This window comes from Mesorhizobium sp. B264B1B (assembly GCF_020165765.1).
Taxonomy (GTDB): Bacteria; Pseudomonadota; Alphaproteobacteria; order Rhizobiales; family Rhizobiaceae; genus Mesorhizobium.
Genome location: NZ_JAIUIS010000008.1, coordinates 84,560 through 97,078 on the forward strand (window position 1 = coordinate 84,560; position 12,519 = coordinate 97,078).

Below are 12,519 nucleotides of genomic sequence, written 5' to 3' on the forward strand. Positions count from 1 at the left end.
GCTTGGCAGCCGCGGCGTTCATCGCATGAAATGGAAGATCAGTTGCAGGCCGCTACGCTGCCCGCCGCGACGCCGGCACAGACCTCGTCTTTCTTGATCCAGCCGGCGTCGATGACGACGTTGAGATTGTCCTTGGTGATCGCAACCGGGGTCAGGAACAGCGATTTGACGGTGTTCCCACCGGGCGTTGTGAAGTCCTTGACGCCGGCGATATCGGTCATCTTCTTGCCGTCGGCCAGCTGCGAGGCGATCTCGGCGGCATTCTTGCCGAGTTCACGCGCGTCCTTCCACACCGACACGGTCTGCGTGCCGAGCGCGATGCGGTTCAGCGCCGCGTGGTCGCCGTCCTGGCCCGAGACCGGAACGGTACCGGCCAGGCCTTGAGCCGTCAGCGCCGCGACGACGCCGCCGGCAGTGCCGTCATTGGCCGCGACGACCGCGTCGACCTTGTTGTCGTTGGCGGTCAGGAACTGCTCCATGTTCTTCTGCGCATTGGCCGGCAGCCAGCCATCCGTATAGGCTTCGCCGACATTCTTGATCTTGCCGCTGTCGATGGCGTCCTTGAGCACTTCCATGGAGCCCGAGAACAGGAAATCGGCATTCGGATCGGCACCCGAGCCCTTGATGAAGACGTAGTTGCCTTCCGGCTTCACCTTGAACACTTCGCGGGCCTGCATGCGGCCGACTTCCTTGTTGTCGAAGGTCAGATAGAAGACGTCCTTGTTCTCGATCAGGCGGTCATAGCCGACGACCGGAATGCCTTCGTCGAGCGCCTTCTGCACCGCCGGGCCGATGGCGGAGGCGTCCTGCGCCAGGATGATCAGCGAATTGGCGCCCTGGGAGATCAGGCTCTCGACGTCGGTGAGCTGCTTGCCGGGATTGGACTGGGCGTCGGCGGAAATATACTTGTCGCCGGCGGCTTCGATCGCCTTCTTCATGGCGGCCTCGTCGGTCTTCCAGCGCTCTTCCTGGAAGTTCGACCAGGAAACGCCGATGACCTTGTCCTTCGCCTGCGCGACCGACGCGAGCGTCAGCGACATGGCGACACCCGCCAGGATGGCGGCTGTGAATCTCTTCATCTTAATCCTCCCTGCGCCGCGTATGGCGCGACCAAACAGGCCCGTAGGCCGGCACAAAGGCTCTATTTTTTCGAGCCTCGAAAAAACACTGGTCCATCGTCGGAACGCTGTCAACGTCGATTCTGATGTATTTTGATGTCCTCGTGAATTTTTTTCGAGCTCCGGAATAAATAATGACAGCCAAGGCCGGTTCTGCCAGTATTTGACGGTCGTCGGGATCCTGGGGAGAGAACGCGGCGACGGGGAGGATGCGAGAAACATGTCGGTCGGAATCCGCCACGACGATTTGCGCCGACGCAACCGGGCGATGGTGATCGCGGCCGTGCGCCGTGCCGGGCAGCCCTCGCGCACCGAGATTGCCGCGACCACCGGGCTCAGCCATTCCACCATATCGGCGATCTCCTCCGACCTGATTGGCGAAGGCATCCTGGCGCAGAGCAAGCCGAGCGAGGCCGGTGCGCTGAAACGCGGCCGGCCGCAGGTCGGCCTCAGCCTCAACCCTGAAGCCGCGGCGGTGATGACCGTGGTGCTGTCGCTGAATTTTCTCTCCGTCGCCGTCATCGACTATGCCGGCCAGGTGATATCTGAAGAGCAGCGCCGGCTGGACACGCTCACCCTGTCGCGCGAGGCGCTGATCGGCGAATGCGTGGCCATCGTCAGGCGGCGGTTCGAGGATCCCGACCTCGACGTCGGCAGCATCGCCCGTATCGCGCTGGCGATCCAGGGCATCACCGACACGGATGCGCGCACCATGCTGTGGTCGCCGATCACGCCGCAGACCGACATCGCCTTCGCCGACATACTGGAGGCCGAGTTCGGCATTCCCGCCACCATGGAGAACGATTGCAACATGATGGCGGTGGCGCTGCGCTGGCGCGATCCCCAGCGCTACCGCGACGACTTCATCGCCATCCTTTTGTCGCACGGCATCGGCATGGGCTTGGTGCTGAAGGGTGAACTGTTCACCGGCACCCATTCATCCGGAGGCGAGTTCGGCCACATGATCCATCGCCCCGGCGGGGCGCTCTGCCGCTGCGGGCGGCGCGGCTGCGTCGAGGCCTATGCCGGCAACTATGCCATCTGGCGCAACGCGAGGCAGCTTGGCGAGGACACCGAGCCCGTCGACGTCAGCGACGCCGACATGCGCACCCTGGCGGCCTCGGCGCGCGAAAAGGACGGGCCGGAGCGCGAAGCCTACCGCAAGGCCGGCGAGGCGCTGGGTTACGGCCTTGGCAGCCTGTTCGCGCTGATCGATCCGGCGCCGGTCGCCATGGTCGGCGTCAGCGCCGCCGCCTTCGACCTGATCGAGCCGGCTCTGCGCGAGGCCATTGCCCAGACCGCCGGCGGCCAGCACTCGAAATCGATTTCCTTCGACACCGAGCCGAACGAACTGCCACTGATCCGCGAGGGCTGCGCCATGCGCGCGCTGACCTTCGTCGACCAGGAGATTTTCGCGCCGGGGGCACAGGCGAAATCAGGCGTGGGCGAGAACGTTGCGTGACATATCCCTAGTCTTCGCGAATCGCATACCCCGCGCCCCGAATGGTGCGGATCACGTCAGGCATGCGGCCATTGTTGACCGCCTTGCGCAGCCGGCCGACATGCACGTCCACGGTGCGCTCGTCGATATAGATCGTTTCGCCCCAGACATTGTCGAGCAGTTGGCTGCGCGAGAACACGCGGCCGGGATGTCGCATCATGAATTCGAGCAGGCGGAACTCGGTCGGCCCGAGCCGGATCTCGCTTTTCTTGCGGTAGACCCGGTGCGATTCACGGTCGAGCACGATGTCGCCGACCTTGAGCACGCTGGACAGAACTTCGGGCTTGGCGCGGCGCAGCAGCGCCTTGACGCGTGCCATGAATTCCGGCGTTGAGAACGGCTTGACCAGATAGTCGTCGGCGCCGGTGGAGAGACCGCGCACCCGGTCGCTTTCCTCGCCGCGCGCCGTCAGCATGATGATCGGCAGCCGCTCGGTCTCGGGCCGCATGCGGAGACGGCGGCAGAGCTCGATGCCGGACACCGCCGGCACCATCCAGTCGAGCACAAGAAGGTCAGGGACATTCTCCTGCAAGCGGATCTCGGCTTCGTCGCCGCGCGTCACCACCTCTACCTGATAACCCTCCGATTCCAGATTGTAACGGAGCAGCACACCCAGCGGCTCCTCGTCCTCCACCACCATGATGCGTGGCGCGATCATCGACTGGTCACCCCTGCCGTCAAGCCGCTGGCGCCGACATCGCCGTCTCGTCCTGCTTCGGGCGATTGGCGGGCAATTGCGTGCCGGTCAGCACATAATAGGCATTTTCGGCAATGTTGGTCACGTGATCGCCGATGCGCTCGAGATTCTTGGCGCAGAACAAAAGATGCGTGCAGGCGGTGATGTTGCGCGGATCCTCCATCATGTAGGTCAGCAGCTCGCGGAAGACCGACGTGTATTTGACGTCGATGCGTTCATCGTCGGCGCGCAGCTTCGCAAGTGCCGCGGCATCGCGCGCCGCATACTCCTCGATCACGCCTTGCACCTGGATCAGCACAAGCTGCGCCATGGCGTCGATGGAGTGCGACAGGTCGCGCGGCGTGGCGGCAAGGCCGACGGTGCCGACGCGCTTGGCGATGTTCTTGGCGAGATCGCCGATGCGTTCGAGATCGCCCGCCATGCGGATCGAGCCGACGACATGGCGCAGATCGTCCGCCATGGGCTGCCGCTTGGCGATCAGGGTGATGGCGCGGTCGTCGAGTTCGCGCTGGCGCGCGTCCATGATGGCGTCGTCGGAGACGACGCGCTGGGCGAGCGCGTTGTCGGAATTCAGGAGCGCCTTGGTGGCGCCGCCGACCATCGATGAGGCGAGATCGCCCATGTCGCGGATCAGCCTGCTGATCTGTCCGAGATCTTCGTCAAAGGCTGCGACTGTGTGTTCGGCCATGATCTTGGTCCTCGTATGCCTGGGATCAGCCGAAGCGGCCGGTGATATAGTCCTGCGTGCGCTTCTCGCGGGGCGATGTGAAGATCTTCTCGGTGCGGTCGAACTCGACCAACTCGCCCAGATACATGAACGCGGTCTGCTTCGACACGCGCGCCGCCTGCTGCATGTTGTGGGTGACGATGACGATCGTATAGTCGGCCTGCAGCTCATCGATCAGCTCCTCGATCTTGGCGGTCGACAGCGGATCGAGCGCCGAGGCAGGCTCGTCGAGCAGGATGACCTCCGGCTTCACCGCCACCGTGCGGGCGATGCAGAGGCGCTGCTGCTGGCCGCCCGAAAGGCTGAGGCCGCTGGCGTTGAGCTTGTCCTTGACCTCGCTCCACAGTGCCGCGCGCTTCAGCGCCTGCTCGACACGGCCGTCCATCTCCGCCTTGCTGAGCTTCTCATAGAGCCTGACGCCGAAGGCGATGTTCTCGTAGATCGACATCGGGAACGGCGTCGGCTTCTGGAACACCATGCCGATCTTGGTCCTGAGCAGGTTGAGGTCCTGCGAGCGGTCGAGGATATTCTGGCCGTCGAGCAGCACCTGGCCCTCGGCGCTCTGCCTCGGGTAGAGCTCGTAGATGCGGTTGAAGACGCGCAGCAGCGTCGACTTCCCGCAGCCCGAAGGCCCGATGAAGGCGGTGACGCTGCGCTCGGGCAGCGACAGGCTGATATCCTTCAGCGCCTTCGACTGGCCATAGTAGAAATTGAGATTCTTGACCTCGATCTTGGCTTTCTCGACCGCGACTTCGGGCGTGTTCAATTCGGTGGACAACATCGGTTTCATCTGTCCTCTCTGCGTCCGGTAAGGCTGCGGGCGAAGATGCTCAGCCCGAGAACCGTAAGGGTGATTATGAGTGCGCCGGTCCACGCCAGCTGCTGCCATTCCTCGTAGGGGCTGAGAGCGAACTGGAAGATGGTGACGGGCAGGCTGGCCATCGGCGCATTGAGATTACTCGACCAGAACTGGTTGTTGAGCGCCGTGAAGAGCAGCGGCGCCGTCTCGCCGGAAATGCGGGCGATGGCCAGCAATATGCCCGTGACGATGCCCGACAGCGCCGCACGGTAGGCGACCGAGCGGATGACCACCCAGCGCGGCGCGCCGATCGCGGCGCCGGCCTCGCGCAGGGCGTTCGGCACGAGGTTGAGCATGTCCTCGGTGGTGCGCACGACGACCGGGATGACCAGGATGGCCAGCGCGACGGCACCGGCGATCGCCGAGAAATGTCCCATCGGCCGCACCAGCAGCTCGTAGACGAACAGGCCGACGATGATCGAGGGTGCCGACAGCAGGATGTCGTTGATGAAGCGCACGACGGTGGTGAGGCGCGAGAAGCGGCCATATTCGGCCATGTAGGTCCCAGCGAGGACACCGATCGGCGTGCCGACGATGACGGCGATGACTGTCATCATGATACTGCCGTAGATGGCATTGAGCAGGCCGCCGGCATCGCCGGGCGGCGGTGTCATTTCGGTGAACACAGAGAGCGAAACACCCGACAGGCCCTTATAGAGCAGTGCGCCGAGGATGAGCGCCAGCCAGGCCAGGCCGATGCCCGCCGCCGTGACGCATAGCGTCATCATCACGGCATTCCTGCGCTTGCGTCGATTGTGAAGCGATGTGGCCGTCGACATCGGTCAGGCTCCCGTGCGGCTGTCCATGCGCAGCAGCATGTAGCGCGCAAGGGCAAGGATCAGGAAAGTGATGACGAACAGGATCAGGCCGAGCGCCACCAGCGAAGACGTATAGAGATCGCCGTCGGCTTCGGTGAACTCGTTGGCGATGGTCGCCGAGATCGTCGTGCCGGGCGCGAACAGCGAGCCGCTGATGCGGTGGGCGTTGCCGATGACGAAGGTTACCGCCATGGTTTCGCCGAGCGCGCGGCCGAGGCCGAGCATGACGCCGCCCATGATGCCGACGCGGGTATAGGGGATGACGACGCGGCGCGTGACCTCCCAGGTCGTGCAGCCGATGCCGTAGGCCGATTCCTTCAGCACCGCCGGCACCGTGTCGAAGACATCCTTGGTGATCGAGGTGATGAAGGGCAGGACCATGATGGCAAGGATCATCGCCGAGGTCAGAAGGCCGATGCCGTAGGGCGGGCCGGCAAACAGGCTGGAGAGTCCCGGCACGTCGTGGAAAAGCTTGATGATGAAGGGCTGCACCGTCGTCTGCAGGAACGGCGCGAACACGAACAGGCCCCAGATGCCGTAGATGATGGAGGGTATGCCGGCAAGCAGCTCGACGGCGATGCCGATGGGGCGTCGGAGTGGCCGCGGGCAGAGTTCGGTAAGGAAGATGGCGATGCCGATGCCGATGGGAACGGCGATCAGGATAGCGATGGCGGCGGTGACGATGGTTCCGTAGATCGGGGCCAGCGCTCCGAAATTCTCGGTGACCGGGTTCCACGATTCGGTCGTCAGGAAGGAGAACCCGAATTTCGACAGCGCTTCCCACGAGCCGGCAAACAGCGAAATCGCCACGCCGCCGAGGATGAGCAGGACGAGGATGGCGGAAAAGCGTGTCGCCGTTCGGAAAATCGTATCGGTGAGCGCGAAGCGTCGGACCGTCGCTTCCCTGGCCCGCATGGCGGCCGACGATGGCATGGCTTCGGAGACGGCGGTCATCTGGCCCTCGCGTTTCAAGGAAGACAGGGAGGGCGCCGTGAAGCGCCCTCCTCGTTCAGCAGGGATTACATGGCGGAATAGAGCGGCTTGCCGTCTTCGCCGACGATGTCCTTGGCCCACATGTCCTCGACGCTCTTGACGACCGCGTCGGGGATCGGAACGTAGTCCAGCGCCCCGGCCATGTCGTCGCCCTTGGCGTAGGACCAGGCGAAGAACTTGAGCGCTTCACCGGTCGCCGCCACGTCGCCGGGCTTCTTGTAGACCAGGATCCAGGTCGCCGACGTCATCGGCCAGGATTCGGCGCCCGGCTGGTTGGCCAGGATGACGCCATAACCAGGCTGCGAGCTCCAGTCGGCATTGGCCGCCGCCGCCGAGAACGCCGCCGCCGTCGGCTCGACCTTCTTGCCGTCCTTGTTGATCATGTCGGCATAGGTCAACTTGTTCTGCTTGGCGTAGGCGTATTCGACATAGCCGATCGAGCCACCGGTCTGCGAGACGTTGTTGGCGACGCCTTCATTGCCCTTGGCGCCGATGCCAACCGGCCATTCGAGCGCGGTGTTGACGCCGACCTTCGACTTCCAGTCGGCGCTGACGTCGGCCAGGTAGTAGCTGAAGTTGAACGTGGTGCCCGAACCGTCGGAGCGATGCACGACGGCGATCGCCTGGTCGGGAAGCTTGACGTCGGGATTGAGCTTGGCGATCGCCGCGTCATTCCAGTTGGTGATCTTGCCGACGAAGATATCGGCCAGCGTCGGGCCGTCGAGCACCAGTTCGCCCGGCTTGATGCCTTCGAGATTGACGACCGGAACGATGCCGCCCATCACCATCGGGAACTGTGCAAGTCCGGTGGATTCGAGATCCTCACCCTTCAGCGGCGCATCGGAAGCGCCGAAGGTGACGGTCTTGGCTTTGATCTGCTTGATGCCGCCGCCCGAGCCGATCGACTGGTAGTTGAGACCGATGCCGGTCTCCTTCTTGTAGGCATCGGCCCACTTCGCATAGATCGGGTAAGGGAAGGTGGCGCCGGCACCGGAGATGTCAGCTGCCATTGCCGCGGAAAGGGTGAGGGTGGACGCCGCAGCCATTGCGATCGCAACGGCCGCCGAGCGGATGAAATGTCTCATATGGCCTGCTCCTGTTCGGAAGATGGTCTCTCGGCGCCATTCCTTGCCAGCGCCCGCTGAGGCCAATAGCGTTCGATTATAACAGTCGCATGACAGTTTCGTGTCAGCCCGGTAACGCGTCGCCGGCGCTTGGAAAGGCGATGGCGATTAGCGGCTGCGGCATGGCGCCGGTTTGCCTTCGGGAATCAGGGACTTGCGCTATCCGGCCACCCAAACAGCCATCGGATTCGGCATGGACCGCTGATCGAAGAAAAGCCGGACGGGAGCGCGTTGCTCGAGGCCAGAGGATGTCTTGGCCGGGCCATCGCCAAAAACAGGTCCGTTGGGGTAGATTGACGCTGCTTCATACTGGCGGTCGCTGCTCCCGCCCGTAACTAGAAGAGAGCGGAAATTCAATGCCGTCATTGTCCCGGCTGGACGCCGGCTTTGATATGGTGCGATCGCACCATAGTCTTGCTCGAAGGGCTGCGGCCGGCCCCGGGTGATTCTCGCCGCAATCCGGCCGAAGGCGCAAAGTCTATCCCGCGTTGCGCCGGGCCTGGCGACCGGCGCCGACCCAGCGCTCGACCTTTTCGAGCAGGGCCCTGGGGCTGATCGGCTTGGGCAGATAGTCATCCATGCCGGCGTCCAGGCAGCGTTCGCGATCGCCCTTGAGCGCATGCGCGGTGACCCCGACGATCGGCACATGCGTGCCGGTTTCCTCTTCCAGCCGGCGGATGGCGGCGGTTGCCTCGAGCCCGTTCATCTCCGGCATCGAGACGTCCATCAGGATCATGCACGGATTGAGCCTGCCGAAAGCGTCCAGCGCCTTGCGGCCATTGCCGACGATCTCGAAACCGTAGCCGGTCTCGCCGAGGATCTGGGTGAAGACCATCTGGTTGACCTCATTGTCCTCGGCCACGAGGATGTCCAGCCGCTGCTCGCCGCCAGTCGCGGCAAGCCGAGGCCTGACCGGCGGCGGCTGCAGCAACGCGCGTTGCCCTGCCGCCGGTGGCGGTGACTGTGGATTGTTCCCGCCGCCTCCCTCGACAGCAAGCGGCCGGGCGACATCCGTGGCGTGGCGATGCCGCTGGATGGTGGCGACCAGCGTTTCCAGGAGCACCGAGGAGCGTGCGGGCTTGATGAGTTGGGCATCAATGCCGAGATCGCGGTAACTGGTGTTGGCCAGCGACTGGTCGACGGAGGTCAGCATGATGATCGGCGTGTCGGCAAGCCCGGCGGTGTTGCGCACGACACCTGCCATCTCGGCGCCGCTCATCTCGGGCATCTGATAATCGAGCACGACGCAATCGACCGGCACGCCGTAGGCGGCGGCCGCGATCAGCACTTTCAGTCCCTCGGCGCCGCTCTCGGCCGCGCAGGAATCGAAGGTCCATGACGTCATCTGCTCGGTCAGGATGGCGCGGTTGACGGCATTGTCGTCGACGATCAGCACCCGCGCGCCGGTCACGTCCACCGGCATGATGCGCTGCGCGTTCTGTTGTCCGGCCCTGGGCAGCGTGACCGTGAACCAGAAGGTCGACCCCTTGCCTTCGGCGCTTTCCACGCCGATGTCGCCGCCCATCAATTCGACCAGCCGCGAGGTGATCGCGAGCCCGAGCCCAGTGCCCTCATGCCGCCTCGTCGAGGAGGTGTCGACCTGGCTGAATTTCTCGAACACCTGTTTCAGCTTTTCCTCAGGGATGCCGATCCCGGTGTCGGTGACCGAGATCGTCAGCCTGGTTCCGTCCGGCACACTTTCGCCGGTGACGTCGACGAGCACATGGCCTTCTTCGGTGAACTTCACCGCATTGCCGAGCAGGTTGGTGACGATCTGCCGGATGCGGCCGACATCGCCGATGAACAGGCTTTCGAGCCCAGGCTCGATGCGCACGATGAGCTCGAGGTCCTTTTCCTTGGCCCGCGTCGACACCAGCGTCGCCACGTCCTCGATCGCCTCGGCGAGATTGAAGGGGGCGGGATCGAGCACCAACTGGCCGGCATCGATCTTGGAGAAATCCAGGATATCGTTGATGATGGTGAGCAGCGCGTTGCCCGATTTGACGATGATGTCGGTGAAGGTCTTCTGCTTCGGATCGAGATCGGATTTGGCCAGGAGTTCGGCCATGCCCAGCACGCCGTTCATCGGGGTGCGAATCTCATGGCTCATATTGGCGAGGAATTCCGACTTGGCGCGGTCGGCAAGTATGGCGCGCTGGCGCGCCTCGCGCAGTTCCGCCTCGCGCAGCTTCAATTCGGTGATGTCGGTGGTCGACCCGATCAGGTAGAGCGACCCGTCGGACGCGATCATCGCGCCCTTGCGGGCGAACTGGTGGCGCACGCTGCCGTCCGGGAGCATCACCGTCTCCTCGACCTCCTGGGTTTCGCCGCTGCGCAGCACCGCGAGGTCGCCATTGACGAAGGCTTCGCCGTCGGGCCCGAAAATTTCGATATCGGTCTTGCCGATCGCGTCCTGCTTGCTGAAGCCGGTGAGATCGCACCACCCCTTGTTGACGTAGAATTGCCTGAGATCGGAGCGTTTGGCATAGATCGACACCGGCACGTTGTCGATCAGGCTGCGGAACACCTCGTTCTCGCGCATGCTTTCTTCCAGCGCCCGCTCGCGCGCCTTGACCTCGGTGATGTCGGTGCTGGAGCCGACCAGATGCACCGATCCGTCCAGCGCCACCAGCCGGCTCTTGCGCGTCATCAACTGCCGCACCGTGCCGTCGCGATGGGTGACGGGCTCCTCGACCTCCCTGACGCTGCCCGTGAGGGCAACCTCGGTATCGTCCAGGCTGTAGCTTTCTCCATCCCCGTCGCCGAACAGCTGCCGATCGGTGCGGCCGATGACGTCTTCCTTGGCGAGCCCGGTGATCGCGCACCAGGCCTTGTTGACGAACTCGATGCTGAGGTCCTGCGCCTTGATGAAGGCGGCCACGGGCAGTTCGTCCAGCACGTGCCGGAACAGGTCGATCTGCCGCATCGAATCGTGCAGCGCCTTTTCGCGGCTCTTGATCTCGGAGATGTCGACGCGCACGCCGATGAACGTGCCGTCATCGGTGCGCATGTCATAAACCTGGTACCAGCGGCCGTCGGGATTGAGACGTTCGAAGGATGAGTATGGCAGGTGGTAGCGGGCGAGGATGCTGTCCAGCCAGCCATCGAGATCGCCATCATAGAGCGCATCGACCCGCGGATCGCCGCTCGAGCGGAAATAGCCAGCCGAATGACCGAGCGCCAGCGCGTCGCGGAAGGTGCGGCCGGGCTGCCATGCCGGCTTCAACGCCGGCAGCGTGTCCTGCATCTTGCGGTTGGCGAAAACGAAATTGTCATCGCGGTCGTAGATGATCACGGCGGCCGGCAGCGATTCCAGCACGCTGGCCAGGTGTTTGCGGGCGTCCTGCGCCTCGGTCTCACGGCCCTTCATGTCCGAGACGTCGAACAGGAAGCCGGCCACGTAGTTGCGGCCGCTTGCCATTCTAACGCGGTTCTTCCTGACGACGCGCGAGCGGTCGACGCCGTCGACCTCGAAACTTTCCTCCACCTCGTAAGGCCGCCCGGTCGCCAGCACCTCGCGCTCGCTTTCCTCGAACAGCGCGACCTCGGCCGGCGCGAGAAAATTGCCGCCGGGCTTGCCAAGCATGGTTTGCGGGGTCTGGCCGAACAGGCCCGCAAACGCTTCGTTGACGAAGACGAAGCGCAGATCGTCATCCTTGACGAAGATCGGATCCTTGACGCCGTTGATCACCGCTTCCGCCAGTCGCGCCTTTTCCAGCGCGTCGGCCAGCTCGGCCTCGCGATCCTTCATGTCGGTGACATCGACATAGGAGATGAGCCGCTTGCCGCCGGCCAGCGGGGCCAGCGACGCAACCAGGGTACGCCCGTCATTGCGCGGCAATTGTCTCGAGCCGGCGACGCCGGCCCTGATCTCGGCCTCGCGCTCGGCGGTATGACGCTGCCAGGCAACGTCGTCGGCGCCGTAGGAATCGGCGGCGCGGCTGGCCTCCATCAACTCGCGGAAGCCCGAGCCGATCCCGGCGCACTGGGGATCGATTTTCCACAAATTGTAGAAGGCCTGGTTGATCACTTCGGCGCGCAGGTCGGCGTCGAGGACCATGATCCCGATCGGCATCGAATCGACCATCGTGCGAAGGTCGGGAAGGCCTCCCGAAGACGCCTCTCCTTGCTGCTTCTGCTCCAGTTCTTCGAAGGCGACGGCCAATCCGGTGACATTGCGTCCAATGCCACGATAGCCGGCGAATTTCCCCTCGTCATCGAAGCGTGGAAAGCCTGAGGTCAGCACCCAGCGGCAATCGGCGCGACCTCCCTTCAGTTCGTAGACAAAGTCACGGAACGGCCGATGTGCCTGCAGATCCTCCAGATGCATTGCTGCGCTGCGGTTGCCGTTCAGGACCTGCTTCAGGAAATCGAACCGGAAGCGGCCAAGCACAGCGGCCGGGTCGATGCCCGTGACCGCCTGGTAGTTGTGCGAAAGCCAGGAAAAGCGCAGCTCGGCGTCGGTCTCCCAGATCCAGTCCGAGCCCGTTTCGACCAGCTGGCGTAGCATGGCCAAATCCATGCCTGCGGTGAACGAAGCCGCGTCGTTCACCGCCATTTCGCCCGACCCGCGCTCGCCGCGCACGCCGGCTGTCTCGTTCGCTTCAGCCATGCCGTCCCCACCCCGAATCCAAGGCCGAACCCTCCCTCCGCGGTTCGTCGGCGGAATGTGCCCGAGAAGC

General features: G+C 64.0%; 9 protein-coding genes. 1 reads left to right on the forward strand and 8 read right to left on the reverse strand.

Going from position 1 to position 12,519, the window contains the following annotated elements; all coding sequences use genetic code 11:
* Positions 1 to 38: 38 nt before the first annotated feature.
* Positions 39 to 1,079: a D-xylose ABC transporter substrate-binding protein gene (xylF, locus tag LB547_RS17790; protein WP_140500579.1), complete on the reverse strand. Its 1,041-nt coding sequence runs from the start codon at positions 1,077 to 1,079 to the stop codon at positions 39 to 41.
* A 259-nt stretch (positions 1,080 to 1,338) separates the two neighbouring features.
* Between xylF and LB547_RS17795 the strand changes: the two genes are divergently transcribed.
* Complete coding sequence (locus tag LB547_RS17795; RefSeq protein WP_140500577.1) at positions 1,339 to 2,580, forward strand: ROK family protein; 1,242 nt, start codon at positions 1,339 to 1,341, stop codon at positions 2,578 to 2,580.
* Positions 2,581 to 2,587: 7 nt separating this feature from the next.
* Here the strand turns inward: LB547_RS17795 and phoB are convergent, their stop codons facing one another.
* The 7 genes from phoB to LB547_RS17830 form a co-directional block, all read right to left on the reverse strand.
* Positions 2,588 to 3,277 carry a phosphate regulon transcriptional regulator PhoB gene (gene phoB / locus LB547_RS17800; protein ID WP_010911896.1) on the reverse strand — a complete coding sequence of 230 codons (690 nt, stop codon included), beginning with the start codon at positions 3,275 to 3,277 and terminating at the stop codon, positions 2,588 to 2,590.
* 19 nt (positions 3,278 to 3,296) lie between these two features.
* Complete coding sequence (gene phoU / locus LB547_RS17805; protein ID WP_140500575.1) at positions 3,297 to 4,004, reverse strand: phosphate signaling complex protein PhoU; 708 nt, start codon at positions 4,002 to 4,004, stop codon at positions 3,297 to 3,299.
* A 25-nt stretch (positions 4,005 to 4,029) separates the two neighbouring features.
* Positions 4,030 to 4,833 (reverse strand): phosphate ABC transporter ATP-binding protein PstB, encoded by an 804-nt coding sequence (gene pstB / locus LB547_RS17810; protein ID WP_140561568.1) that lies wholly within the window; start codon positions 4,831 to 4,833, stop codon positions 4,030 to 4,032.
* On the reverse strand, positions 4,830 to 5,681 hold the full coding sequence (pstA, locus tag LB547_RS17815; RefSeq protein WP_140500572.1) for a phosphate ABC transporter permease PstA: 852 nt from the start codon (positions 5,679 to 5,681) through the stop codon (positions 4,830 to 4,832). The genes pstB and pstA overlap by 4 nt, the downstream gene beginning before the upstream one ends.
* Before the next feature lie 3 nt (positions 5,682 to 5,684).
* Positions 5,685 to 6,674, reverse strand: coding sequence for a phosphate ABC transporter permease subunit PstC (gene pstC / locus LB547_RS17820; protein ID WP_140500571.1), 990 nt, complete (start codon positions 6,672 to 6,674; stop codon positions 5,685 to 5,687).
* A 65-nt stretch (positions 6,675 to 6,739) separates the two neighbouring features.
* Complete coding sequence (pstS, locus tag LB547_RS17825; protein WP_140517885.1) at positions 6,740 to 7,798, reverse strand: phosphate ABC transporter substrate-binding protein PstS; 1,059 nt, start codon at positions 7,796 to 7,798, stop codon at positions 6,740 to 6,742.
* 517 nt (positions 7,799 to 8,315) lie between these two features.
* On the reverse strand, positions 8,316 to 12,449 hold the full coding sequence (locus tag LB547_RS17830) for a PAS domain-containing protein (RefSeq protein WP_181178045.1): 4,134 nt from the start codon (positions 12,447 to 12,449) through the stop codon (positions 8,316 to 8,318).
* Between the last annotated feature and the right edge of the window lie 70 nt (positions 12,450 to 12,519).

What these genes read in the sequence shown, in the direction of transcription:
- LB547_RS17795 (WP_140500577.1), top strand. Translation starts at nt 1,339, where the DNA reads ATGTCGGTCGGAATCCGCCACGACGATTTGCGCCGACGCAACCGGGCG.
- pstA (WP_140500572.1), bottom strand. Translation starts at nt 5,681, where the DNA reads ATGTCGACGGCCACATCGCTTCACAATCGACGCAAGCGCAGGAATGCC.
- pstS (WP_140517885.1), bottom strand. Translation starts at nt 7,798, where the DNA reads ATGAGACATTTCATCCGCTCGGCGGCCGTTGCGATCGCAATGGCTGCG.
- phoB (WP_010911896.1), bottom strand. Translation starts at nt 3,277, where the DNA reads ATGATCGCGCCACGCATCATGGTGGTGGAGGACGAGGAGCCGCTGGGT.
- phoU (WP_140500575.1), bottom strand. Translation starts at nt 4,004, where the DNA reads ATGGCCGAACACACAGTCGCAGCCTTTGACGAAGATCTCGGACAGATC.
- pstC (WP_140500571.1), bottom strand. Translation starts at nt 6,674, where the DNA reads ATGACCGCCGTCTCCGAAGCCATGCCATCGTCGGCCGCCATGCGGGCC.
- LB547_RS17830 (WP_181178045.1), bottom strand. Translation starts at nt 12,449, where the DNA reads ATGGCTGAAGCGAACGAGACAGCCGGCGTGCGCGGCGAGCGCGGGTCG.
- xylF (WP_140500579.1), bottom strand. Translation starts at nt 1,079, where the DNA reads ATGAAGAGATTCACAGCCGCCATCCTGGCGGGTGTCGCCATGTCGCTG.
- pstB (WP_140561568.1), bottom strand. Translation starts at nt 4,833, where the DNA reads ATGAAACCGATGTTGTCCACCGAATTGAACACGCCCGAAGTCGCGGTC.